Annotated in this window: 24 protein-coding genes; 13 read left to right on the top strand and 11 right to left on the bottom strand. The window is 40.4% G+C overall.

Annotation, left to right across the window (positions count from 1 at the left end):
* The first annotated feature begins 43 nt into the window (after positions 1–43).
* A complete protein-coding gene (gene modB, locus AC2VOY_RS15540; protein ID WP_491834162.1) occupies positions 44–745 on the top strand; it encodes a molybdate ABC transporter permease subunit in 702 nt (233 codons plus the stop codon).
* Positions 742–1845, top strand: a complete 1104-nt coding sequence (gene modC / locus AC2VOY_RS15535) for a molybdenum ABC transporter ATP-binding protein ModC (RefSeq protein ID WP_491833541.1) — start codon at positions 742–744, stop codon at positions 1843–1845. The genes modB and modC overlap by 4 nt, the downstream gene beginning before the upstream one ends.
* Before the next feature lie 247 nt (positions 1846–2092).
* Here the strand turns inward: modC and AC2VOY_RS15530 are convergent, their stop codons facing one another.
* A complete protein-coding gene (locus AC2VOY_RS15530; RefSeq protein WP_491833539.1) occupies positions 2093–2545 on the bottom strand; it encodes a DUF3069 domain-containing protein in 453 nt (150 codons plus the stop codon).
* A gap of 134 nt (positions 2546–2679) precedes the next feature.
* On the opposite strand from AC2VOY_RS15530, the gene AC2VOY_RS15525 reads away from it, so the two are divergent.
* The 6 genes from AC2VOY_RS15525 (at position 2680) to AC2VOY_RS15500 (ending at position 9634) form a co-directional block, all read left to right on the top strand.
* A complete protein-coding gene (locus tag AC2VOY_RS15525) occupies positions 2680–2970 on the top strand; it encodes an HlyU family transcriptional regulator (RefSeq protein WP_491833537.1) in 291 nt (96 codons plus the stop codon).
* Positions 2971–3185: 215 nt separating this feature from the next.
* On the top strand, positions 3186–4718 hold the full coding sequence (gene pntA, locus AC2VOY_RS15520; RefSeq protein WP_491833535.1) for a Re/Si-specific NAD(P)(+) transhydrogenase subunit alpha: 1533 nt from the start codon (positions 3186–3188) through the stop codon (positions 4716–4718).
* A 10-nt stretch (positions 4719–4728) separates the two neighbouring features.
* A complete protein-coding gene (gene pntB / locus AC2VOY_RS15515; protein ID WP_491833533.1) occupies positions 4729–6102 on the top strand; it encodes a Re/Si-specific NAD(P)(+) transhydrogenase subunit beta in 1374 nt (457 codons plus the stop codon).
* A gap of 370 nt (positions 6103–6472) precedes the next feature.
* Positions 6473–7882, top strand: coding sequence for an ATP-binding protein (locus tag AC2VOY_RS15510; RefSeq protein ID WP_491834161.1), 1410 nt, complete (start codon positions 6473–6475; stop codon positions 7880–7882).
* A complete protein-coding gene (gene vxrB / locus AC2VOY_RS15505; protein WP_491833531.1) occupies positions 7857–8510 on the top strand; it encodes a response regulator transcription factor VxrB in 654 nt (217 codons plus the stop codon). The genes AC2VOY_RS15510 and vxrB overlap by 26 nt, the downstream gene beginning before the upstream one ends.
* 26 nt (positions 8511–8536) lie before the next feature.
* Positions 8537–9634, top strand: coding sequence for a YoaH family protein (locus AC2VOY_RS15500; RefSeq protein ID WP_491833529.1), 1098 nt, complete (start codon positions 8537–8539; stop codon positions 9632–9634).
* 125 nt (positions 9635–9759) lie between these two features.
* Here the strand turns inward: AC2VOY_RS15500 and AC2VOY_RS15495 are convergent, their stop codons facing one another.
* Together AC2VOY_RS15495 and hdfR are read right to left on the bottom strand one after the other, a co-directional pair.
* Positions 9760–9936: a hypothetical protein gene (locus tag AC2VOY_RS15495; RefSeq protein WP_491833527.1), complete on the bottom strand. Its 177-nt coding sequence runs from the start codon at positions 9934–9936 to the stop codon at positions 9760–9762.
* 211 nt (positions 9937–10147) lie between these two features.
* Positions 10148–11008 carry an HTH-type transcriptional regulator HdfR gene (gene hdfR, locus AC2VOY_RS15490; protein WP_491833525.1) on the bottom strand — a complete coding sequence of 287 codons (861 nt, stop codon included), beginning with the start codon at positions 11006–11008 and terminating at the stop codon, positions 10148–10150.
* Positions 11009–11297: 289 nt separating this feature from the next.
* Here hdfR and AC2VOY_RS15485 point away from each other — a divergent pair, with 289 nt between their 5' ends.
* Complete coding sequence (locus tag AC2VOY_RS15485) at positions 11298–11651, top strand: MaoP family protein (RefSeq protein WP_491833523.1); 354 nt, start codon at positions 11298–11300, stop codon at positions 11649–11651.
* Between the two features lie 99 nt (positions 11652–11750).
* On the opposite strand, the gene AC2VOY_RS15480 is transcribed toward AC2VOY_RS15485, so the two are convergent.
* Entirely contained in the window at positions 11751–12494 is a 744-nt protein-coding gene (locus AC2VOY_RS15480) for a DsbA family protein (RefSeq protein ID WP_491833521.1), read from the bottom strand.
* Positions 12495–12892: 398 nt separating this feature from the next.
* On the opposite strand from AC2VOY_RS15480, the gene AC2VOY_RS15475 reads away from it, so the two are divergent.
* Complete coding sequence (locus tag AC2VOY_RS15475) at positions 12893–13945, top strand: tyrosine-type recombinase/integrase (RefSeq protein WP_491833519.1); 1053 nt, start codon at positions 12893–12895, stop codon at positions 13943–13945.
* A gap of 60 nt (positions 13946–14005) precedes the next feature.
* Here the strand turns inward: AC2VOY_RS15475 and AC2VOY_RS15470 are convergent, their stop codons facing one another.
* Together AC2VOY_RS15470 and yciH are read right to left on the bottom strand one after the other, a co-directional pair.
* Positions 14006–15031, bottom strand: a complete 1026-nt coding sequence (locus AC2VOY_RS15470) for a CobW family GTP-binding protein (protein WP_491834160.1) — start codon at positions 15029–15031, stop codon at positions 14006–14008.
* A 28-nt stretch (positions 15032–15059) separates the two neighbouring features.
* Positions 15060–15371, bottom strand: a complete 312-nt coding sequence (gene yciH, locus AC2VOY_RS15465) for a stress response translation initiation inhibitor YciH (protein WP_491833517.1) — start codon at positions 15369–15371, stop codon at positions 15060–15062.
* Between the two features lie 255 nt (positions 15372–15626).
* Here yciH and AC2VOY_RS15460 point away from each other — a divergent pair, with 255 nt between their 5' ends.
* Positions 15627–16589, top strand: a complete 963-nt coding sequence (locus AC2VOY_RS15460; RefSeq protein WP_491833515.1) for a tyrosine-type recombinase/integrase — start codon at positions 15627–15629, stop codon at positions 16587–16589.
* A 28-nt stretch (positions 16590–16617) separates the two neighbouring features.
* Here the strand turns inward: AC2VOY_RS15460 and AC2VOY_RS15455 are convergent, their stop codons facing one another.
* Positions 16618–17619, bottom strand: a complete 1002-nt coding sequence (locus AC2VOY_RS15455) for a D-alanine--D-alanine ligase (protein ID WP_491833514.1) — start codon at positions 17617–17619, stop codon at positions 16618–16620.
* A 14-nt stretch (positions 17620–17633) separates the two neighbouring features.
* The gene (locus AC2VOY_RS15450) at positions 17634–18149 is read right to left on the bottom strand and encodes an SPOR domain-containing protein (protein ID WP_491833512.1); all 516 of its coding nucleotides are present in this window, start codon (positions 18147–18149) and stop codon (positions 17634–17636) included.
* 98 nt (positions 18150–18247) lie between these two features.
* Between AC2VOY_RS15450 and AC2VOY_RS15445 the strand changes: the two genes are divergently transcribed.
* The gene (locus tag AC2VOY_RS15445) at positions 18248–20755 is read left to right on the top strand and encodes a bifunctional acetate--CoA ligase family protein/GNAT family N-acetyltransferase (protein WP_491833510.1); all 2508 of its coding nucleotides are present in this window, start codon (positions 18248–18250) and stop codon (positions 20753–20755) included.
* On the opposite strand, the gene AC2VOY_RS15440 is transcribed toward AC2VOY_RS15445, so the two are convergent.
* Positions 20752–21654 (bottom strand): LysR family transcriptional regulator, encoded by a 903-nt coding sequence (locus tag AC2VOY_RS15440; protein WP_491833508.1) that lies wholly within the window; start codon positions 21652–21654, stop codon positions 20752–20754. The genes AC2VOY_RS15445 and AC2VOY_RS15440 overlap by 4 nt on opposite strands.
* Before the next feature lie 561 nt (positions 21655–22215).
* Positions 22216–23232 carry a UDP-glucose 4-epimerase GalE gene (galE, locus tag AC2VOY_RS15435; RefSeq protein ID WP_491833506.1) on the bottom strand — a complete coding sequence of 339 codons (1017 nt, stop codon included), beginning with the start codon at positions 23230–23232 and terminating at the stop codon, positions 22216–22218.
* Positions 23233–23549: 317 nt separating this feature from the next.
* Between galE and pxpA the strand changes: the two genes are divergently transcribed.
* Positions 23550–24299 carry a 5-oxoprolinase subunit PxpA gene (gene pxpA / locus AC2VOY_RS15430; protein WP_491833504.1) on the top strand — a complete coding sequence of 250 codons (750 nt, stop codon included), beginning with the start codon at positions 23550–23552 and terminating at the stop codon, positions 24297–24299.
* Here the strand turns inward: pxpA and AC2VOY_RS15425 are convergent.
* Complete coding sequence (locus AC2VOY_RS15425; protein WP_491833502.1) at positions 24296–24736, bottom strand: DUF6691 family protein; 441 nt, start codon at positions 24734–24736, stop codon at positions 24296–24298. The genes pxpA and AC2VOY_RS15425 overlap by 4 nt on opposite strands.
* Position 24737 lies beyond the last annotated feature (1 nt).

Below are 24737 nucleotides of genomic sequence, written 5' to 3'. Positions count from 1 at the left end.
GCCAATTTTAAACAAACAGGCTGAACCCATGCTACAAGAGTTTATTCTTTCAGATTTTGAAATCCAAGCGCTAATGCTTAGCCTTAAAGTTGCGAGTGTCGCGGTGATTTTTTTGATCCCTTTGGCTACTTTTTTAGCTTGGGTCTTGGTCAAAAAAGACTTTTATGGCAAGGGCGTGTTAGATAGCTTGATTCATCTGCCTATGGTTTTACCCCCGGTTGTTATCGGATATTTATTACTAGTCAGCATGGGTAAACAGGGGGTGATAGGGAAATTTTTAGCCCAATTTGGCATAAGTTTTAGTTTTAGTTGGAAAGGTGCAGCGCTTGCATCTGCTGTGGTGGCACTGCCACTGATGGTGCGAGCCATCCGCTTAAGCTTTAGCGCAGTGGACCCTAAACTTGAATACGCAGCGCGCACCCTTGGCGCATCGAGTTGGCGTGTGTTTTATACCATTACCTTGCCTTTAACTTTGCCCGGCATTATTACTGGCAGTTTACTTGCATTTGCGCGAAGTTTGGGAGAGTTTGGCGCCACCATGAGCTTTGTTTCGAATATCCCTGGCCAAACGCAAACAATTCCGCTTGCGATGTATAGTTTCATTCAAACCCCTGGCAGTGAAATGGCAGCTGCGCGTTTATGTATTTTATCAATAGTGATAGCGCTTTGCTCTTTATATATCTCAGAGCGATTGACTCGTTATAGCACTCAAAAACTAGGCTTGGAAAGAGAAGCAAACCAATGATTCATATAGATATCCAAAAACAATTTGCTGACTTTGTACTCGACATTCAAGCCAATTTACCAAGCCATGGGATCACGGCTATATTTGGTCGTTCAGGCGCAGGTAAAACAAGCTTGATCAATGCTGTGAGTGGGATTTTAACCCCAGATATTGGGCGAATTGCTATCGATGATTTAGTCCTTTTTGATGCAAAAGCAAAGCGCAACCTTGCAATTGATAAACGCCAAATTGGCTATGTTTTTCAAGAAGCACGCCTTTTTCCGCATTATAAAGTAGAGGCCAACTTACTTTATGGCAGTCAACTCAGCGCAAACAGTGACACATTTTTAGAAATTGTCCGCTTATTGGATTTAGATCATTTACTTAAACGTATGCCACTTGAGTTATCCGGTGGCGAAAAGCAGCGCTGCGCTATTGCCAGAGCGCTGTTGTCTGAACCTAAAATGCTATTGATGGACGAGCCGTTAGCATCACTTGATTTACCGCGCAAACAAGAGATTATGCCATACCTAGAAACCCTCGCGCGTCGTATTAAATGCCCAATTCTTTATGTCAGCCATAGCTTAGATGAAATTATGCACCTCGCTGATAACCTGTTACTGATTGAGCAAGGTAAGGTTCAAGCCCTTGATACATTAGAGAATATTTGGCAAAGTGGGCAACTCTCGGCGTGGCAAAGTAGTGCTGAGAAAAGCAGCTTATTTGTGGCTGAGCTTACCCAACATCACCCTCAGTATGCTCTATCGCGGTTAGCGTTAACGCCAGATATACATATTTGGATGTCCAAACTTGCTCAGCCGCTGCATAAGCAGGTTCGTTTACGTGTGTTTGCCAGTGATGTGTCGATTAGTCTTTCACATGCATCCGATACGTCTATTCGTAATATTTTACCGGCAACTGTTGAGCGTTTTGATATACATCCTGATAATCCGCAAGGGCAGGTCTGTGTCTGTTTAAATCTCGCAGCAACGAATGTCCCCAAGGTGTTATTGACAGCACAAATTACGCGTTGGGCATTTGATGATCTTGATTTGACCGTAGGTAAAGCTGTTTATGCTCAGATAAAGAGTGTGACCTTAACGAATGACGATACGGCTTAGTTTATCCTTGATTGCGCACGCAATAATTAAAAAACAATGATATAACTTTATCTTTGTTGTCCCCAGTTTTACCTTTTTTATATCCTCATTGTATAAAGTAACACCATAACGCACTATAACTAAATTTCTTTGTGTATAAAATAAACATAAAAAAAGCACAGTGCCAATAGAAACACTGTGCCTTACTAAGCTATGGATAAGTAACTAATAAACATCAAAATGATGTCTTATAGAAAGCTTATTTTGATTACTTTTGAAATACTTGGCGAAAATCTTTTTTCAAGATAGGGTCACGACGTGCTTTTTTCAATTGCTTGACCATATCTTTCACACTTGTGTATAAAATCTTGTCTAGCAACTCATTACGATATGCGTCACGTTGTTCATCTGACATATTTTGTACGCCATCAAGTTTGTCAAAAGTCTGCATAAAGTCAATCGCAGCAAAGGTTTGACCGACAGATACTAAGGCATGGAACTGCTCAAAGTTGTCTAATACGTTTTGAGCACTTGCTGGCATTTCGTCAAAAATTTCACGAATGCTTTCTTCAGCAGCTTCGTGAATGGAAACCAACATAGGAAGGGCTTCGTCTACCACCTCTTCAAATTCAATCACTTGCTTTAGTTCAGGTGAGATTTGATCTAAATTCACTTCAGGAAGTGTAATTTCTTCAGGTTGTGGGGATTGCTCTGTTGTCATAAAAGCCTACCTATGGCATGAGTATAAATAAAAACTGATTATGACGAACTTATTTCAATAGAGCAAGGGTAAGATTTTATTTAAAATTAAGGGTATGATGTGCCTCATAATGTTCACAAAAATAGGAGTTGTGTATGGGCTTTTTAAGTCGTTTATTTGGAAAGAAAGAAGATAATCAAACGTCTTCAGCGCCAGAAGTTGAACCACTTGAATATAAAGGGTATTTGATTTATCCCGAAAGCATTTCAGAGCAAGGACAATATCGTATTGCTGGTCGGATTTGTAAAGAGGTAGATAATGATTTAAAAACCCATCGGTTCATCCGTAGTGATCTGCTCGCAAGCTTGGACAGCGCGAACGAGTTGATGATTACCAAGTCAAAAATGTGTATTGATCAACAAGGCGATGGCTTGTTTCAAGATTAACCCCAAAGTGCTGTGATCCTTATCTCACTTGGTTTTATCTTATGATAAAAAATTGTAATTTTGGGATCGATTCAAAATCTCAATTTTTAAAACATAAATTGTTTAAGTAAATTTACTACAAAACAAGATAAGTACTTGAATCTTAGTGCTAGCCGCTCTAGTATCAATGGTCACATAAAGTTTTTTATCACAGCCAACATGTATAAGGAAAAATAATGCAGATTGGTATTCCTAAAGAGCTCGTCGGAGAAACGCGAGTTGCTGCCACGCCGAAAACGGTTGAGCAGTTGCTGAAACTTGGATTTGAAGTTTCAGTTGAAAAGAGTGCAGGGGCCTTAGCAAGCTTTGATGATGCTGCTTATGAAGCCGCTGGCGCAAGTATCACCACCAAAGCAAAAGTTTGGCAATCACCAATTATCTTTAAGGTAAATGCGCCAAACGATGCAGAGATCGAAAAGCTGCAAGAAGGTGCAACCTTAATTAGCTTCATTTGGCCTGCGCAAAATCCAGAGCTACTTGAAAAACTATCAGCGAAGAACATTAATGTTCTAGCAATGGATAGTGTTCCACGTATCTCTCGCGCGCAGTCTTTGGATGCTTTAAGTTCAATGGCAAACATTGCCGGTTATCGCGCAGTGGTTGAAGCGGCGCATGAATTCGGTCGTTTTTTCACTGGCCAAATTACTGCAGCCGGTAAAGTGCCGCCAGCGAAAGTTCTGGTTGCAGGTGCCGGTGTTGCAGGTCTTGCTGCAATCGGCGCAGCAGGTAGCCTTGGCGCTATCGTGCGTGCGTTTGACGTTCGCCCTGAAGTAAAAGAGCAAGTCCAATCAATGGGCGCAGAGTTTTTAGAAGTTGATTTTAAAACTGAAGCGTCAAGCGATGGCTATGCGAAAGAAATGTCTGAAGAGTTCAACAAAAAGGCAGAAGAGCTTTATGCTGCGCAAGCCAAAGATGTTGATATCATCATCACAACTGCTCTGATCCCAGGACGCCCAGCGCCGAAGCTTATCACCAAAGAAATGGTTGATAGCATGAAGTCTGGTAGTGTGATTGTGGATCTTGCTGCTGCCAATGGCGGTAACTGTGAATACACAGTCGCTGACAAGGTGATCACCACTGAAAACGGCGTGAAAATTGTCGGTTACACGGACATGGTTGGTCGTCTGCCAACACAATCTTCACAGCTTTATGGCACAAACCTTGTGAACCTAATGAAGCTGCTTGCCAAAGAAAAAGATGGCAACATCAACATTGATTTTGACGACGTTGTGCTTCGCGGCGTAACAGTTGTCAAAGAAGGTGAAGTGACTTGGCCTGCGCCACCGATTCAAGTTTCAGCCCAACCTCAAGCGAAAGCGCCTGAAGTTGAAGCCAAACCTGAGCCTGTGGTCGAAGCGCCAAAATCTAAAACCAAAAAATATGTTGGTTTAGCAATCGGTGTAGCACTCTTTGGATGGTTATCATCCGTTGCGCCAGCTGAGTTCTTATCACACTTCACTGTGTTTGCACTTGCATGTGTGGTCGGTTACTACGTGGTATGGAATGTGTCACATTCACTGCATACACCACTTATGTCTGTGACCAATGCTATCTCAGGTATCATTGTTGTCGGCGCAGTTCTGCAAATAGGTCAAGGCAATACCTTGGTCTCAGTGCTGTCATTTATCGCAGTCCTCATTGCAAGCATTAATATATTTGGTGGCTTTACCGTAACCAAACGTATGCTTGAAATGTTCCGTAAGAAATAAGGGGTAGCAGATGTCTGCAGGATTAGTACAGGCAGCATATATTGTTGCTGCAATTTTATTTATCATGAGCCTTGCTGGGTTATCTAAGCAAGAATCTGCACGCTCAGGCAATATCTACGGCATCATCGGGATGACGATTGCCTTATTGGCAACTATCTTTGGCCCAGAAACCAATGCTCTGACTTGGATTATCCTTGCGATGGCAATTGGTGGTTCAATTGGTATTTACTATGCAAAACGTGTAGAAATGACCCAAATGCCAGAGCTTGTTGCGATTTTGCATAGCTTTGTTGGTCTTGCTGCCGTGTTAGTTGGTTATAACAGCTATCTTGAGCATGGTGAACTAACAGGTGCATTGCTAACCATTCACCAAGTGGAAGTTTTCCTAGGTGTATTCATTGGTGCGGTAACTTTCACAGGTTCTATCGTTGCCTTTGCAAAACTACGTGGTCTGATTTCATCTAGCCCGCTAAATATCCCAGGCAAACACGGTTGGAACTTAACTGCGCTTATTATGAGCTTCTTGTTACTTGGTATTTTCCTAGGTGGTCAAGGCAGTACATTTGCACTATTAGCGATGACTGTGATTGCACTTATCTTCGGTTATCACTTAGTGGCTTCAATCGGTGGCGCAGATATGCCAGTGGTTGTGTCGATGCTGAACTCATATTCAGGTTGGGCAGCTGCAGCAGCAGGTTTCATGCTTGCAAACGATCTTCTGATTGTAACCGGCGCATTGGTTGGTTCTTCAGGTGCGATTCTTTCTTACATCATGTGTAAGGCGATGAACCGTTCATTTATCAGTGTTATCGCTGGCGGTTTCGGTACTGAAGTTGAAATCAGTACTGACGCAGTTGAAGGTGAGCACCGTGAAATCCAAGCGGAAGAAGTAGCTGAGATGCTAAAAGACTCTAAGTCTGTGATTATCACTCCAGGGTATGGTATGGCTGTGGCGCAAGCTCAGTATCCAGTCTATGAAATCACTGAGAAACTTCGCGCGCAAGGCATTGATGTTCGCTTTGGTATCCACCCAGTTGCGGGTCGTCTACCGGGTCACATGAATGTATTATTAGCAGAAGCAAAAGTACCTTATGATATCGTTCTGGAAATGGATGAAATCAATGATGACTTTGCTGAAACTGACACAGTGCTTGTAATTGGCGCGAACGATACAGTGAACCCAGCCGCGCAAGAAGATCCGAAGAGCCCAATCGCTGGCATGCCAGTGCTTGAAGTGTGGAACGCGAAAAATGTTATCGTATTCAAACGTTCGATGAATACAGGTTATGCCGGCGTGCAAAACCCATTATTCTTCAAAGAAAACACACAAATGCTATTTGGTGATGCAAAAGCAAGCGTTGATGCGATTTCAAAAGCGCTATAATATTGAAATCTAAATAAATATATTTTTCTTAGGTTTCTCTAAAAGTAGAACCGTCTTCTTATCTAAGAGGGCGGTTTTTTTATGCTCATTTATTAAACAAGACTATGATTTTCAATTACAATTATTCATGTAACAGGAAATTACATTCCCAAAACTGATAAGTCAGATCTATGTCATTTATCTTAAGCTTTATAGTTTTTTTGTCGTTTAACTGTTAAATTAAAGTATTCAGCTATACTGCGTTTGATCTTGATGCCAATTTAGCTGCACCTGTTATTCAAATTTGTAATGTGATGTTAATATATAATGACATCCATTCAGGCAAGAGACCGAAGTGAAGCATCACATATTATTTTTTATCTTATTTTGTATGACTAGCTTCCATGCACGTGCTGCTGGCTTGCCTGAAGCCATTCAAGCATTTCAAAGCTCATTTGAGATCGAGAATGCTATCGCACGTTATACGATAGATGAAATTGAAACAACATATCCACCGAATCTCTTATATAGCCGAACCTTGCTGCCGCAAACAGGTAAGTACCCGATAAAAGAACTGCAAATCCTGTATCGCTACAGCCAAAGTTGCCAACACAAATTGCCCTTAAATCCACTTTTAACTGAACCTTTATCATTTACTCGGGCATTGTGTGAAAAGCGAAAGCTTCCTTTGAAATGGTTTGTCAATTCCACCTTGATACACCCAGGTGGGGGGAGCTATGCGCTACGTTATGCGCAGCATTATCCAGAAGAGTATGAAACTATGCTGCCGTTTATGAATATCCATGAGCGACCAGTATCCGGTCCAGAAACTTTACTTGGCCGTTTGCAGCGCATGCCACAAAGTGCAATTAAAGCTGTGATTGATAATGACTTAGCTATATTGAGTGGCACTGAGCTTTGGATAAAAAAGGGTGATGAGTATTTAATTTTTACCCAAGATTTATGGCGCATGCATTTAGAAGATAGCAATTTAACCATGCATGTTGCGTTAAAGGAAGATCATTGCTATATGCAAACAGGCAATATTTGTTGGGCACAAAAGCCAAACTCAAATGGCTTGTTCTATAGTTTAATTGCGCTAATTGTATTTAATATTGTTATATTATTTCTTTGGGCATATTCACGCTGGAAGAATCGTCGTGAGGATTTAGCCCAACGTATGTTAGTGTTGCAGATCCTTACCCATGAATTGCGTACCCCGATTGCCAGTTTATCATTAACAGTGGAGGGGTTTCGCCGCGAATTTGAGCACTTACCTGAATCCGTTTATGACGAGTTTAGACGATTATGCGAAGATTCAAGGCGTTTGCGCATGCTTGCCGATGCAAGTAAAGATTATTTGCAATCCGATCACCAAACCATTACCACAGATTGGTTGCCTTCGGTTGCAGAATGGCTTGAGTTTAGATTTGAAGAGTACCAAGATCAGATCCAAATTGAACTTAACACTGATGCGCAAATCAAGGTGAATACCTATTGGCTCAGTGCATGTATCGAAAATCTGATTAAAAACGCATGTAAATATGGCGTTCCACCCGTGCTTTTAAAGGTTGAAGTATTAGAAGCACAAATCAATTTTGAAGTGATCGATCAAGGAAAACTCACAGCAAAAGACTGGTCACATATACGCAAAGCCTTTGTCACCCAAAGTGGCTTAGGACTAGGCTTAACAATTGTTGAATCTATGGTCGTTCGAATGGGAGGAAAAATAAAACTATTTGGGCCACCAACAACTTTTAAATTGGAGATACCTTGTGAAACCGACATTACTACTCGTTGAAGATGATAAAAATTTAGCCGATGGCTTACTAGTTAGCTTAGAGCAAGCGGGTTACCAATGTTTACATGCTGAAACTATCGCTCAAACCGATACGTTATGGCACAAAGCTGATTTGGTTATATTGGATCGTCAATTGCCAGATGGTGACTCTGTAGGTCATATTTCACGCTGGCGTGGCATAAAAAATGTGCCAATCATTTTGCTTACAGCGCTTGTGACAGTGAAAGACAAGGTGACAGGTTTAGACGCTGGCGCGGCAGATTATTTAACCAAACCATTTGCCGAAGCTGAACTTTTAGCCCGCATTCGCACTCAGTTACGTCAACCTGATGCACAAGCACAAGATGAAGTTTGTGTGGGCAATATTCGCATTAATAAACAAACACGTGAAGTATTTATGGGCGAAGAAAGCGTTACCTTAACTCGTACTGAGTTTGACTTGTTAATTTTCTTAGCGACAAATTTAGGTCGTGTTTTCACCCGCGACGAGCTTTTAGACCATGTTTGGGGCTACAATCATTTCCCAACAACACGTACAGTCGATACGCATATTTTGCAACTGCGTCAAAAATTACCACAAGTTAATATCGAAACGCTACGCGGTGTCGGTTATAAAATGAAAGCCTAAGTGAAGAGCTATTTGATACGCGAACTATGAAGTTAACTCAAACGAATAAATCCATTCTATTAAGCATTTGTTTGCTTACATCTTCAAATCTCTTTGCTAGTGAGCAAGGGAAACCTGCGATCAAATGGTTCACAGAGCAAACGCCACTTACCCATGCCCACCAAGCATTACTTGAAAATAGACTTCAGGATGCTTTTGGAAACATGGTGGAAGTGGCGCAAAATATGCCAAGCGATGATCAAAGAGAGAGCTTAGATGATATTTTAAGCCAGGTCATTGATATCGATTGTGGTCAGAGCTTTCAACAAAAAGCATTGCCCGATACAATTCGCTTTTTACGCTTAAGTACCCAAAGGACATACACTTTTGGGCGCTTAAACTTGGGCTTGGTTGTTGAAGTTGAAAGTAAAGATGAAATTCGAAATTTTAAGCTTGTCGAGTGGCCCGATGATACAATCATCTCTTCTAAAACACCTAAGTTAAGAGATATTCGTCATCATCAAGAAGAAGATGAACACCTTTATCAATATCGCTTAGAAACGAATATCAAAGCGCCGCCGGAACCTGGATTATATCAACTTTCACTTTCGTTCAAACATGGTGGGAGTTGGAACACAGATATTTTAATTGGTAGTTATCGTTTTAGCCGCAGTTTAGTTTGGTTGCCGAATGAAACCTGGCAAATCCAACATTTAGCCTTGAAAAAAGACCTTTGTCCAAGCCCAACACTGAATATTCGTGTCTTTGCAGACGAAAAGCGAACGGAGCCACCGGTGTGGGGAAAAGAATACGTCAATAATTATCCGAATCAAGTTCCGGATACTAAATTACCTGCCGGGCACTATTGGTTAGAGCTCTCTTTGGTCAATACACGTTATCAAGGTGGAATAAGGCTTGACCAGACACAAAAAGTCATTAAGAATTACGTGATCAATCCAGTCAAAAAAAGTGAGATTCAAAAAATGTTTGATGACAATATGCCAAATCTAACCCATGAAGAGCAACAAAAAGCCGTTGAGAAAATTCAGGCTTTAATGGCGCAAGGCATTGGTAGTGCGGATGCAATTAAGCAAGTTGCAGACGAAATCAAAAAGCAAGCAGAGCAAGACGCGCAAAACAAATAAATTTGCTTGAAAGGGTGAATCAAAAAGCGCAGCAGTTAAATTAACGTGCTGCGCTTTAAATATTTAGGACGTTCTAAACTGTCTTGATAAGCAAACGCTGATCAGCAGGATATAAAGTTTGAAAATTAGTCGTTATATTCTTCGCTATAATAATCAAACTCCTTTTGATGTCTTGGTCGATGCTGTTTACGCTTAGGTTTACGGCGTTCAACAATTTCCTCATTGTCATCAAAATGGTGACGTGCTTTACGTGTGTTTTGTTTCTGTGTTGGGCTATCTAGCCACTTATCCCACTGACTCATCTTTCTTATCCAAATGATAAAAATAATACATAAGAAGTTTGTGCTACTGCATCAAATCTTTACCTTTTAGCCTCGACTTACGTTGATGGCTTAGACTGAGTTTAGTCTAAAGAGTAATGAAAAGACTTGATTGCAACCACAAATTCAGAATATGCAATATATTATCTTTTGTACAATGAATCATTTTTGACACTTTGATGAAAGTTATTCATCATAAGCTTGCCGTTCTGAGGACAAAGTCTGTTTCCAGAATATCTTGGATATGGCTTTGCTTTTCATTATCTTCTAGCCAACACAAATATAACGATTGCTCCATCATAGGTGCGTCTTTGACTAAAAATAACTCGTTATTATCAAGATGTTTTGAAATGACCGGCTCAGGCAAATATGCCACGCTGTCATTTTCTAATAAATACTCTAAAATCAAGCGACTCGATTGCGCATGCAAGCAAGGTGAAACCTGAAAGTTGGCAACACGAGCATGTTCTATCGAGTAACGCATTCCCCAGTCTAAATACGCCATAGACATATTATCTAAATTGTCCACGGCCAAGTCAGGACAGCGCGAAACCAATTGAAATGAAAAGTGATCTAAAGCTTTTATCTTCAATCCTTCAACTTTTGGCGGCTCACCTAAAATTGCCATATCTATGTTACGCTCTAGCAGATGACGAACTAAATCTGTACGTGAAATGTTCTCTAAACGCAGTGCTAGATAGGGGAAGGATGTATAAAGTTGATTCATCCAACGTGATACGCCACCAAGCTCCCAGACACTCGGTGAGGCGCCCATAGAGACTTGCTCGACAGACTGATCAGACAAAATGACATCTTGCTTTGCACGGCCTAACGTTTGTAAAATCGACTCAGCATAAGGGACTAAACGTTCACCGGCAGTGGTCAGGTGAATATTGCCACGCTGACGAGAAAAAAGCCCCGTGCCTAAACTTGCCTCCAGTTGACGAATACGAAAACTCACTGCGGATTGAGTCAGATATAGACTTTCTGCGGCGCGGCCAAAATGACGGGTTTTGCTTACTTCTAAAAAAGTTTTCAGTAACTCGGTATCCAAAGCATCCTCTCTTTTTATATACCTTGTATCAAGCCTTTAAGACTTTGTTTATTATTTATAAGTTTATTTAATAAAGGCTAATTTGTGGGTGCTAAGGTTATTAGACTCACAATTTCTTGTTTCCAAAAATGAATCGATTGATTGCTAAATTTAAGAAAGCAAGCAAACATCAACATGATATGCCTATGATAAAATATTTTTATCGTAAATCCTAAAAATTTTTGTTTTACAGATAAAGAAAATATTTCTATTTTCCTCAATATGATCCATATACGTCAGTAGAGTGAATATGAGAAACCTAGGTAAGTATTTTGATAATAAGCATTTTCCACGTGGATTTAGCCGCAGTGGAGAGTTCACAATCAAAGAAGCACAGATTCTAGAAGCTTATGGTCGAACCATGCAAGGCTTGATGGAGCAGACTATTTCGCCAGAAGATGAAGAAGAAAAACTTTTCTTACAAGCATTAGCGAATGAGGATGACAAGTCGAGTGTTTATGCCAACTGTTGGCGCAAGTATATGAAAAAAACGCAGCCAAGACGTTCATATACCTTGTGTGGAACCAATAAGTCATCATCCAGTTATGATGAAGATGATGACAGCATCGACATCGATAGTGATGCCTTGTCAATTGACGATTAAGCTTTGTTTTATGGCTTAGTTTAAATATAAATAGTGACAGCGTCACATTTAAGTTATTGCAACTTTAAGGTGACGCTGTACATTATATTTAAACTTTAATTATTTTAGCTTGTTAATTGCATCTAAAAGGGCAGCTTCATCTGCGCCATTAATCACAAAGGTGTTGCTTGCATCTGCGCCAGTTGAAGGCATCACGATTAAGCCTGGCGTGCCACGAAACCCTAAGCCAGCAAAAAGTTGTAAGTTTTGCATATACGTCTCATCGGCTTTAAAATCTTTCGGATTTAAGTTAGCTTTCATTACAATCGCATCAACATCTTGCGTTGTCAGCTTACCTTCATTTTTACCTGTCGCATACACGCCGTTGTGATAAGTTTCATAGGCCTCAGAACCACCTTGATCAAAGACCCAAAGCCCCATTTGCGCTGCATATTTAGACGGCTCCCAGCGCGTACCAAAAATTGGCGTCTCTTTAAAGATAAATCGAATATCTGAGTTTTCTGCTTGTATTTTTTCAATCGTTTGTGAGATCTTGTAGCAATAGATACATTGATAATCAAAGAATTCAATGACATTGATTTTTGCATCTTTGTTGCCTACATAAGGTGTTTTAGGATCATTTAATAAAGCATCTTTATTTTCAATCACAGCGTTAATTTGCGCACTGGCTTGCTCTTGCATCTGCTTTTCTTGCAGCTTTTCACTGACCTGGACCAAAATCTCTGGGTTATCCATTAAATATTGCGCGGCAATCTGGCCGATTTCTTCTTTAGTGTAATCTTGTGCCATGGCTGGCATAGCAAGGGTTGCGCCAAGCGCAAGTGGCAGTAATTTTTTTAACATGCTAATCCTTAAGGGTGTATATCACGATTGAATATGTCATTATAAAAGAATTAGTACTGAATCTATAGCTCCTAGATGTTATTTCTTTTATAAGCTAATTCTTAGCCGAATGAATATAAACCTGCCAATATACCACTTCGCATTATGTATATTATGTTAAATTAGCATTGAGTAGTAGCAGAGCATCAACCGACCTTCACTTTATTAAATCTATAATTAAATCTTAAAATAGAATTATCTATTGAAATCTATTCTCAACTGTAGAGAATTATCATTCCATACAATTGAAGATCCTATGTTATACTTTGATCTTTCATCGATCCAAATCAAGATCTTACTTGCAACTGCAACCTAGTGACCCTGTAACACTTTAATGAAGTAAAAATATCAAGCACATTATGGATAAAAACTTAATCAATACACAGCACACTAAAATCAATCAATTGCGTCCTCATCAATTGCGTGAACTGACCAAGTTGCCACTTTCAGATACGGATAGTGAAATTGCGCAGCAATTATCAAAAAAGTTTTTAGCTGAACTCGAAGAAACTCGAGGTGGTCTATCAGACTCCTCATGGCGTAAGTTGACAAACCGTTGGTTTATCTTTGTTAAGTACTGCACTGAAAACAATTTAGAATATTTGCCTACTGACTTTGAAACCGTCTTAGGTTTTTTAAAGTTCCGCGGCGGGTGTCTGCATCGAAACTCAATGAAAGGTGATGTCTGGGCGATTAACTTCATCCATTTTCATGCCGGTTACCCAAAACCCTGCGCAGATATAAGCATCAGCGCCCTGTTAAAAAAGCATGCATTAGAGGAGGTTGAAAATGGAATTGAAATTAAGCAAGCGACGCCGCTAACACTGCAAGACTTAAGAGAGATTAATCAGCACTTTAAAGCGACCCAAAGCGTGATTGAGGCAAGAAATGTGGCAATAGTGAACCTCACATATTGCTGTTTATTACGCTTTTCTGAAATGCATAAAGTGAAAGTTGAGCATATAGATTTTCGCCGTAAGCGCTTGAAAATTCCGTCGAGTAAAACGAATAAATCAGGTAAGCCCGAGTTCGCACCATTAAATAATTCAGTCATAGAAAAGATCCAATCCTATATGCAATTAGCAGGAATGAATATCCATCAAGCAGATACTTACCTATTTAAACCTGGTACTAAGTACAATAAGTTAATGAAAGGAAACCGAGCGCTTTCGTACAATTCTGGACTGAATATATATAAAGCTATGTTTGATATTTGCAAGCATAACCACCCTTTTGATCCTTGCTTTACCACGCACTCGCCGCGTGTTGGCGCCTGTCAATATTATTGGGAAAATGGCTTTTCAGTGCAGGATATTTTAAAGATTGGTCGTTGGTCCAATATCGAAACGGCGCATCGCTATGGGCATGGGTATGAGCTTAATGGGGATATAGTTGATGATATTATGTATTAATAAATGAGTTAAAATGAAAAATATAGCTGTATAAACTATCGCTATACAGCCTTATCTTAATTACTTCAGTCCACCTAGCTCAAGCAAAATCTCTTCAAGTTGATCCCAAGGCATAAGTTGACTATCAATTACCTCAAAGCGGGATTCAAAGCCTTCAAGCGTCATTTGATTGACAGACACAACCCCTTGATTGACATTAAAGGCATAACAGCCTTGGGTTGTATTCACCACAGCTTTAACACGCTCAGCGGTTAAGGCTGAAAGCATGGAAAAAAGCTTTTCAAAATCAAAGCTAAACTCGGCGCCAAAGATCCAACCACAGCTATAAAAGCCCTGGCCTTTATTTTCCTTACGCACATAGGTTTGACCGGGTTCTAAACCAAATTGAGGCTCAAGCGCAGCATGTTCATGATGGTGGCCATGCTCATCATCTTGCGCACTAGCTTTATCTTCACGCTCAATATCAAGCCACTCAAGTTCAAGCTTGCCTTGATCAACCTGATACAAGAGCTTTTGATGTACAGGCAATTGATTGAGCTTAGCTGTTGTCTCATAGTCAGCTTTCATATCTTCAAACCAAATCGCAAGCTCAACTAAATCTTGCATATCAGCGCCATCAAGCTTATTCGCAATGATAATCTGGCTCGACTCAATTTGACCTTTAAATATCGGATGCTCGGTATATTTTGGGTCTTGCACATGTTTAGGGTCGATTAATGCAATACTTGCTTTTAAATCAATATACTTAGAAAACTGTGGCGCTTGTAATTTTGCAATAATTTCTTGCGGATGCCCTAAACCAGTAGGCTCGATTAACAGGCGATCAGGAGATGTGCGTAGCAAGGCATTGATCCCAACAGACATAGGTACGCCTGCTGTGCAGCACATACAGCCGCCAGAGATTTCTTTGATCATTGCGCCATGTTCTGACATGATCGCCCCATCGATGCCAATTTCACCAAACTCGTTCACTAGCACCGCCCAGTTTTCATTTTCGGGCTTGTTTTTAAGCAGATGTAAAATAGCTGTGGTTTTACCTGTACCTAAAAAACCTGTGATAATGTTGGTTGGGACAGGTTGGTGAATCGCTTTATCTTGGCTATGCTCTGCCATTTTAACCACCTGCCAGTTTAACTGTGTAGTTTTTCTTCTCAAGGTGCGCTTTAATCTTTTCTCGGTTATCGCCTTGAATTTCGATCACGCCATCTTTTAATGCGCCACCACAACCACATACTTTTTTAAGTTCAGCAGCAATTAGCTTTAGTTCTGCATCGGTGCCATCAATACCAGTGATAAGACAAACGCCTTTCCCCTTACGCCCTTTGGTTTGGCGAGAAATGCGCACGATGCCATCACCCTTTTCACGAGTAACTTGTGGTTTTTCTTGTTTAATTCGGCCAGTTTCAGTGGAGTAGACAAGCGACATAAAAAATCCTTTATAAAAGCTGTATTCATAATGACTTTAGTGTATGGTTTTGGCCTGTGAAATCAAGTGGAATGCGATATTTGTTGTTTGGCTGTTATTTTATTCTACATATATTTAGTTATAGTGCGTTAATGTTTGATTATGTTATGCTAATGATATAGAGAAAGAACATAGCGAACTTGATATCCAAGTCAATTTATAATCCATTGTGGCAAACAAATAAAGGATTAAAAATGACATCAATAAGGAGCGTTAATGCGTAAAATTTTACCAGAGTTTACTGATGAACAATCCAAACTAGTGAGCGCGGGTTTATTTAACCATGAAATCGATGTGGAACAAATCGACGCCTTAACGGGCATGCAATATGCAAAAAATTCCGTTTTATCGATGAAAAATGATTGGAACCGATTTGTAAGATTTTGCCAACTTAAACAAAGCAGTAGCCTACCTTGTGAGCACGATATTTTACGTCAGTTCATTGAAAAAGAAGCACAAGATCGAAAATTTGCCAGCGTACGTCGCTGCGTTTTAACCATAGCGCTTATCCACAAGGCACATCAGTTCCCAGATCCGACATCTGATAGACAAGTATTACATACCCTATCTCAGCTTCAGCTCACCAAGCACGGGGATGCCAAACAAGCGACCGCACTGACGCAAGCCCATTTAGACGCACTCAATCGACTTTTAAAACCATCCAAGGCATTAAAAGATATTCGAGACTTGGCTATTTATTATTTGATGTACGAGGCTTTACTGAAACGAAGCCATTTAAAACGTTTGCAGGTGCAAGATATTATTGAAGATATGCACTATCCTTTTCTCAAATTAAGCTTTGAAGACCATATCTATCCACTCTCGCAAGATGCAACGAATGCATTGAACGCTTGGCTCATGCATCGTAGCAAACACGATGAATTTCTATTTTGTGGCATGGACCGACATCAAAATTTAAATCAAAACCCTTTAGATGACTCTTCAATCTATCGAATTTTACGCCGTGCAAGTGACTTATTGGGTTTGCGTGTCCAATTTTCAGGGCAATCCACCCGTGTTGGTCGCGCTCAAGCATTATATCAAGAAGGGATGAAGGTGCGAGATGTGCAGCATATGGGCCGCTGGTTAAGCCCAGCTATGCCGGCGCAATATGTCGGCCAATTGGGCCTCGCGAAAAAAGAAATGCTCAAGTTCAAGACATTTAAGCCATTAACTTGAGCATTTCATTGGTTCATTTTGACTTCGTTTAGAGACTAGTATTAACTCTATCTGCTAAATAATCAGCAAATTTAACCCCATGATTTTCCATCAATTTAGGGAACATGGAAATCGGTGTCATACCAGGGAAGGTATTGATTTCATTTAGATAGATTTCACCGTCTGGCGTCATAAAAAAGTCGATACGCGATAAATCTTTGAGTTTCATTTGCTTAAACGCAAGTGCAGCGTAGTCCATAAGCTGTTGCTTCTGTGTATCACTAATATCCGGCACATCTAAAAACGTTGTCGAGTGGCTATCCGCACTGTACTTTTCTTCATATGAATAAAAAGCACCTTCAGGTGCACGAACTTCACCTGGTGGTGTGATATACAACTTGCCTTGATATTCAAATGCAGCCAACTCAAGCTCACGCGGTTTGAGTGCTTTTTCAATTAAAACTTGGTCTGAAAATTCAAACGCTTGCTTAATACTTGTGGTTAAATCTTCTTCTTTTTCAATACAATAACACCCGACAGAGGAGCCTTGGCTTGCTGCTTTGACAAATACTTTGCCCCACGTTGCAAATGCTTGTTGCGCAGCTTGGAATGCAGAATCACTTTGATCGGATAAGAAAAGATACGGCGTATTGGGAATATTTAACGCATCATACCAAAGCTTAGAGCTAATCTTATTAAAAGATAAGACGCTTGCTTGCGGCGAACAGCCCATATACGGGATTTTAGCCAGTTCAAATAAAGATTGGATATCACCGGTTTCACCAGGAAAACCGTGAATACAAGGAATAGCGTAATCAATCTTAATCTCACCTAAGCTTTCTTCTTTAATGCTTTGATGAAAAACATCGAGTTCAACTCGTCGCGCTGCATCATTAGTTTGATATACCCAAGCACCTTGCTTATCAATTTCAACACGTAATACGTTAAATTCTGGATTAAGCTCAAGTTGTGCTTGAAGGAAATTTGCTGAAACGAGTGACACTTCATGCTCTTGAGAGCCGCCGCCACATAAAAGTAATATATTTTTCATCTGCGCAATACGATTTAGTTAAGTTGAGTTGATTCTAGACTGCTCATTGCCACTGGGAAAGGTTTATTTGCCCGAATTTCCGCTGGTAATGTTGAAATGGCTGCAAGTGCTGCTTCACGTGTCGCATATTGACCATAAAGCAGTGTATAAATGCGAATGCCGTTGAGTACCTTGGTGTACTGCCACGTTGGTTGACCAATATCTAATTTACCGACGGCTTTGCTTAGCACGTCTGTCGATTCACCGGCAACTACTTGCAGTGTATACGTGCCAGCTTGGATAGAAGAAGACGACGAACTTGATGATGTTGGCGTGCTTGTCTGGGTAGATGTTGGCGTTGTATTGCTTGGAGTTGAACTTGTTGACGTATTTGAAAGATCTGTCTCATTAAAACTGGTATTGCTCTCAACACCCGATGTTTGGGTCGTGTTATAATCTTCTTTGTATGTATCTGTGCTCACTTGCACATCACTTGTTGAAGAACAAGCACTGAGTACTAAAATGCTGCTTAACGTTAATAATTTTTTCATAATAAACTCAAATAAAGTGATATTTTTTACTTAGTTAATGATGCCTTGCAAAAGCGACAATAGCAAGGTGCGAACGTAAGTTTAGTGTGAGGTAACCTATGCGCTTAGCCACAAATGCCCTGCTCTACAGCCAGAGTATTGCCTGTATTCATGCCTCAAAACTTGAGTCAGAAATAGGCTCAGCTGTGATCACTCAATTACAAACTGCGCAATATGAAGGGATGATTTTACCTGTCACCAAAAAGGCAAAACAGGTGAAAGGTATTTATGCATATACTGATATTGCTGCGCTCCCTGCTACTCCGCAACTTGCTATCTTTTGCGATCCTAAGCAAAACTGCATCCAAGAAGTTCAACATTTAGCCGATATCGGATGCCAAGCAATTTTATTTCTAGGTTCCCATTTTGCCGAAACTGGACAAGAAAAACAATGGCTTGCAGTCAAACAAATTTGTGACCGACACGACATATTAGTCTTTGGCCCGAATGAATTTGGGTTTATTTTTCCTTGGCATCATTTGCATGCATCATTATCCCCCTTACACGTTCAACCCGGATCGGTTGCATTTATTTCACAATCACAAAGCATGTGCCAACAAGTGCTCGATTGGGCTTATGCAAAGCAAACAGGTTTAAGCGCGTGTATTTGCTTAAACCCTCATCAAGAAAAAGATTTAGCCTTGTGGCTGGATACTTTGAGTCTTGACCCTAAAACCAATGCGATTGTGCTCTATTTTGATAAAATAAAAGAAGCGCGCAGGTTTATGTCCGCTGCGCGAAGTGCGGCAAGTTTGAAGAAAATTTTAGTGATGTCACCGCATCATGAACATGCCTTACCAAGGTCTCAATATTTGGTCCATCAAAGTGCGATTGCACGTGCTGGGATGCTTCAAGTGCATACCACACATGAACTTTTTGCTGCGCTAGGGACGTTGAATCATACGCAATCATTAAAAAATGCCCAGGGCTTAGTCCTTTTATCCAACACCCAAGCCTTAACCAATATGGCGCTAGCGGCCCTGTCGCATTCCGATACACAGTTAAATCCTTTTCATCAATTGGCCCAACTAGATACCCAGCAGTTGGTCAATGATTATCCTGACCTGATTGAATCCAGCGCACATAGCGGTGTGATTAGTTTAAAAAATCACGTTACAGCCAAGACAATTGAATCGATCGTTAGTTATTTGCACCAGCAAAAAAATGTGCATGCAATTTTAGTGTTACATAGTCCAAGCTTAGAATGTGCAAGCATTGATGTGTTAGCTGCGCTCAATAATGCGCAAAATACCTTGCCAAAAGCTGCGCGGTTAAGCAAAGCAAAAATATTAACTCACTTTGCAGGTGAGTATTCAGCTCATTCAGCCAGACAGCAAGCAAATAAGCTCCAAATTCCGACATATCGCACCCCTGAGGGCGCTGTCTGTGCTTATATGCATTTAATTAAATATCGTGATAATCAAATTAAACTCAAGCAAATGCCAACCTCGCTCTTATCAGCCGATGAATCTCATATTTCACACGTAAAAGATTGGTTGAATGCCCAGATTTTAGAAGGTAAGCGTGACTTTAATCATAATGAATTAGTCGATTTTTTAAATGCTTATCAAATTAAAGTCCTGAGTCCTCGTCAACGTGAAGAAAAGCTCGCCACAACTGGTTATTTGGCACTTTTATTTAATATCCAAGTTCGCGTCGATCCTATTTTTGGACCTGTGCTCTACCTGCTTAAACAAGAAAAGTTAGATTTAAATGCTTCAAAGCAAAAGCCACACTATCTTGCTGTAGCGCTTTTACCATTAAATATGGCGCTGGCAACCAATCTTTTATTAGAAGCGGCAAACAAGTTGCAAAACCCTATTCCACCTTCAGATTTTGCCGACACCCTGCTAACCCAAGCTTCTACTTTGATTGTGCGTCTTTCTCATATCATGCTCGATCATGCCAAAATACAAGCGTTAGATCTTGATCTTATGCTCACGCCACACACAGGGTTAAATATTTTGGATTTACAAATCCAGTGTATGGCGCCAACCAGTGTGCGGACTAAGTTTGCGATTAAACCTTATCCTGCAGAGCTTGAAAAAACACTTCAGCTCAAACAAGGCCAGATCTTCATACGCCCGATTTGCCCAGAAGATGAGCTGCAAATAGATGCCTTTATCCAAGGCGTTGATGATGAAGACAGGTATAAACGCTTTTTCTCAAGTAAACAAAGGTTTGATCATGACGCCTTGGCTAAGCTAACGCAAATTGATTACGACAGAGAGATGGCTTTGGTCGCTTTTGAAGCTCAAAAAGACAACCCAAAAATGCTTGGCGTGAGCAGAATAATTAAAGAAACCCAAACGGACCATGCTGAGTTTTCAATTTTGCTTGATTCACAGTGCAAAGGACAAGGCATTGGCAAGGCGCTTTTATTTGAGCTAATCGAATATGCTCGCCAGCGTGGCGTGCACAGCTTAAAAGGCATTACGATGCCAAGTAACCAGGCGATGATCGGTCTTGCAAAACATCTTGGATTTAAAGTTAGTTTAGATTTTGAAGATGAAGTGGCTTACCTTGAATTAGCTTTAGATAAAATGCAGCAATACAATGAAAGCTAATCTAAAAATGAGAAGAAGCCTTTCTTTTTAATCGTTTGGATACAAAAAGACTTGGCTTTACCCATTTTATTACGCCGCCATGCAAGCACCAGCTCTATCGGCATAGGCGGCGCATTGTGAATAGGTTGTAACTCACCAGAAGCAAAATAAACCTGAGCGATATATTCTGGAATGGTCCCGATCCCAAGACCTGCACGAAGTGCTTTGATTTTTGCATCTAGGCTAGTAACCGTTAAACGCTTTTGTCCTTGCAATACATTAAAGCTTTTCGGCGGCATTTGACGCGCACTATCTGCAATCGCTACCACTTGATATTTTTTTTGTATCGCACCATCAAAACCAGAGGCACTGCGCTGATGCACATGATGTTTCGGGCTAGCGACCCAGATACTGTTAAAATAGCCTAGTGTTTCAACTTTCATATCTGCAGGGATCTGATGTACTTTAGCAGAAACTAAGACATCCGCTTTACCAAAGGTTAAAGCCTCCCAACCCCCAGTGAGCACCTCTTGTTGTAGCTTAATTTGAGTGGATGCACGCTTATTTAACGTCTCGATTAAAGGAAAGAAATGCTCAATAGCAATCAGATCATCATACGCAAGGGTCAGGTTAAGCTCCCAACCATGTGCAAGCACAGCAGCATCTTCTACCATGCTTTGGGTTGCATCAATTAGGTGTCTGCCACGCTCGAGCAATAATTCACCAGCTTGGGTAAATTTCGCTTTATGACCGCTGCGGTCAAAAATCACTAAATCTAGCTCTTGTTCAAGCTTTTGTACCTGATAACTAAGGGAAGATGGCGCTCTGGATAACTCTTGCGCCGCTGCGGCAAAACTGCCGCGTCTTGCGATAGCATCTAACACATAAAGCGCTTCTAAGGTGATGACGGGGTGCGGCATAACGATTAACATCCTTTTTACAAATACAAAAAAACCAACATCCGAAGACATTGGTTTGATTTTATACCTTAAAAAGATTTAAGGATATATTAAATAATTTATAAAACATTAACTCATAAAAAGTTGGGTAAAAATGGTCTGCACTAAGCTAATGATTTAAATGTAATTATTTTGCTGCTTTAATTTCTTTACGCACCATAAAAGCTGCTGCTGCAATAAAAGAAATGACTAAAAATAAAGACATGTGTATTCCCCTATTTGTAAAAAAAATCTCGTTTTAACTCTTTAACTGATAACAGAAAAGTTAACAATTCCTTAAAAAAGATTCTAACAAAAACAAGGGGGATTGTTGATTAAAAACTTAGCATATATTCAAATTCGCGATAAAGCTCGTAAAATTAAGCAATAGCTTGCATTAAATTAGTCTAAAAAGCTGAAATTAAGTGCGGATTTAAAATAAAACCCCATCAAATTAAACAAAAAAAGCCCACAAATTTATTGCGAGCTTTATTTACAGTATATAACACTACCCCAAAGAGGTAATTGTCTTATTTTATGATATTAGCTTTCAGGAAAACCTTGTGGGTTTTGAGATTGCCAACGCCAAGTATCTTGCGTCATGGATTCAAGGTTACGTTTCGCTTCCCATTGTAGTTCCGATTTCGCTTTAGCAGGATCAGCAAAACAGGTCGCAATGTCCCCAGGGCGACGCTCTACTAATTTATAAGGTATGGTTTTGTCCGATGCTTTTTCAAACGCTTTAACCATATCGAGCACACTATAACCTTGCCCTGTGCCTAAGTTATAAATATGCAGACCTTGTTTTTGTCCCACATGGTTTAATGCTGCCAAATGCCCATCGGCTAAATCAACGACATGGATGTAATCACGAACCCCTGTACCATCATGAGTTGGGTAATCACTTCCAAAAACAGATAAATACTCACGACGTCCAACTGCCACTTGTGAGACGAATGGCATTAAGTTATTTGGGATCCCTTGTGGATCTTCGCCTAGCTCGCCCGATTCGTGTGCCCCGACTGGGTTAAAGTAACGCAGTAAGGTAATGCTCCAGTCTGGATTAGCTTTTTGAAAGTCAGTTAAACATTCTTCGACCATGAGCTTGCTGCGTCCATATGGGTTGGTCGCAGAAGTTGGAAAGTCTTCTAAAATTGGCACGGTTGCAGGATCGCCATAAACTGTCGCAGATGAACTAAAAATAAGGCTTTTCACGCCGGCATCTTGCATGGCTTGAGTCAGCACTAAGCTGCCATAGACATTATTTTCATAATATTTAAGTGGGATAGCGACCGACTCACCGACAGCTTTTAAGCCAGCAAAATGAATCACAGCGTCAATTTGATGCCCAGCAAATACAGCATCAAGCGCTGCTTTATCACAGACATCCCCTTGAATAAATATAGGGCGTACACCTGCGACCTTCTCAATTCGATCGAGTACGCTAGCTTTTGAATTATAAAGATTATCGAAAATAATTGGCGTCATGCCAGCTTGAATCATTTGAATGCATGTATGGCTACCGATATATCCCATACCACCTGTGACGAGAACGTTCATATTTGCCCCTTAGTGCAAGATTAGTGCAAGTGTGATTTCCTTGAGTCTGCCCCTTCTCTTATTAAATAGATAAGGTATTGAAGCTAATACTCACTTTCATAGCGCGAATTGTAACTAAAATTTGATAGTTTGTCAGATAATCAGTGCCTGACAATCTTTTGAATCTTAGTATAAAAGTTTGAAGCGATAAAAAAAGCGCCACAGATCACACTATGTAAACGTTTACATTTGATTTAGAATATAATCAACCTAGCATATTGAAAGGACTTGGGTATAATCAAGACAATAGTATAAGTCTGATTTTAATAGGATAATTTATGACCCAAACTCCCCAAACACTCAGTTTTAATTGTGATTTAAGCCCAGTCATAATTGATCAGTTGTTAGCGAGTGATGAGCAGCTTTTAGATTATCTCGATTTTATTAATCTCAGCGCGGGTTTTCACACGGGTAATCCTGTGAGCATTGCCCAAGGCGTGAGTTTAGCCAAGCAGCATCAGGTCGGTATCGGTTGTTTAGTGTCTTATCATGATTTATATGGTGCAGGCGAGCGCTCCATTCCACATACGGCAAATGAATTATTACAAGCCTTAAACTATCAAATTGGCGCTTTAATTCATATGTGTCAATGCCAAGATGTTGAACTCAGCTACATCAAAGCACATGGCGCCCTGTTTCGTGACATGATGAATGATCTCGATATCTTTGAGACCGTGGTGCAAGCTGTTTCATATACCGACTTGCCTTTGGTTATCTTGGCGCGTCATGATAACAGCCCCTATCTTGATATCGCAGATGAATATAACGTGCCATTGCTACTCGAAGCCTATTGCGATCGCATTTACAAATATGACGGCAAACTGGTTTCGCGCACCCATAAACATTCAAGCCATGAAAAACTAGATGATATTTTCTATCAAGCTATGCAACTGGCAAACTTTGGCACTGTCACCACTGACAAAGGCCAAACCTTAGCGCTTGCGGCAGATAGCTTATCAATGAAGATTGATTCAACTAAGCATTACCAACAAGCACTAAAAATCGTCAAGACGCTTAAACAAGCCTAAGGATTTAGGTATTTTGTCTTCACTTGGCGTGCAATAAACTGCCCTAGCGCTAGCATAACAATGAATAGAATCAGCTTAAGATGTGGCGCCGCTAATGAGGTTAATGCAGGTGCCGGGCAAATGCCAGCAAGTCCCCAGCCAATGCCAAAGCAAATTGCGCCAATAATAAGCGGTGGGTCGATTTGGCTTTTCGTCGGTAGATTCATCGGCTCTTGAATCAAACTATGACTGCGCCCTTTAATGATAAACTGATAGCAAGGCAGAAATACCGCCAAAGCGCCGCCCATCACAAACGCAAGGCTGATATCCCACTCCCCAGTGACATCTAAAAAACCCAAAACCTTTTCAGGTAATACCATCCCAGAAACTTGCATCCCAATACCAAATAAAATGCCGCAACAAAGACTGACAAAAGAAAGCTTATTTATTATCTTCATG

It is taken from the genome of Vibrio sp. KMM 9700 (genome assembly GCF_058545285.1).
This window is presented reverse-complemented; position numbering and strand designations above follow the sequence as displayed.